Raw genomic sequence first — 640 nt, forward strand, 5'->3', positions numbered from 1 at the left:
CTTCGGAGCGGCCTTCTTGGCGGCGGGCTTCTTCTCGGCGGCAGCCTTGGGAGCAGCAGCCTTCTTCGGGGCCTTCTCGGCCTCGACGGCTTCGTTCTTCTCAGCCATTAGTCGATCTCCTCAACCTTGACGAGGTGGGCGACGGTCTTGACGTAACCGCGCGTCTGCGCGTCGTCGGGGCGAACGGTGCTGTCACCGATGCGCTTGAGACCGAGCGAACGCAGCGTGTCGCGCTGGTTCTGCTTCTCGCTCACCTTGGACTTGATCTGCGTGACCTTGAGCCGGGCGGCCATCAGGCACCTACCTTCTGTGCGGCGATGGCCTCGGCCTCGGCGCGGACGAGACGCGCAGGTGCGACCTGGTCGAACTCGAGACCACGACGCGCGGCGACCGCACGGGGCTCCTCGAGCTGCTTCAGAGCCGTCACCGTGGCGTGCACGATGTTGATCGTGTTCGAGGAACCCAGCGACTTCGACAGGACGTCGTGGATGCCGGCGCACTCGAGCACGGCGCGGACGGGACCACCCGCGATGACTCCGGTACCGGCAGCGGCCGGACGGAGCAGCACGACGCCGGCAGCCGACTCACCCTGGACGGGGTGAGGGATGGTGTTGCCGGTGCGCGGAACGCGGAAGAAGTT

The 640-nt window shown here is 67.0% G+C and carries 2 protein-coding genes; both read right to left on the reverse strand.

The window, feature by feature from the left end; genetic code table 11:
- Positions 1 to 107 precede the first annotated feature (107 nt).
- The gene (rpmD, locus tag ACI3KW_RS23190; RefSeq protein WP_067121122.1) at positions 108 to 293 is read right to left on the reverse strand and encodes a 50S ribosomal protein L30; all 186 of its coding nucleotides are present in this window, start codon (positions 291 to 293) and stop codon (positions 108 to 110) included.
- Positions 293 to 640: ribosomal protein S5 (locus ACI3KW_RS23195; protein WP_404850053.1), on the reverse strand; the 348-nt coding region annotated here is incomplete at its 5' end. The genes rpmD and ACI3KW_RS23195, both read right to left, overlap by 1 nt.

Source organism: Devosia sp. ZW T5_3, assembly GCF_044987315.1.
GTDB lineage: Bacteria > Pseudomonadota > Alphaproteobacteria > Rhizobiales > Devosiaceae > Devosia.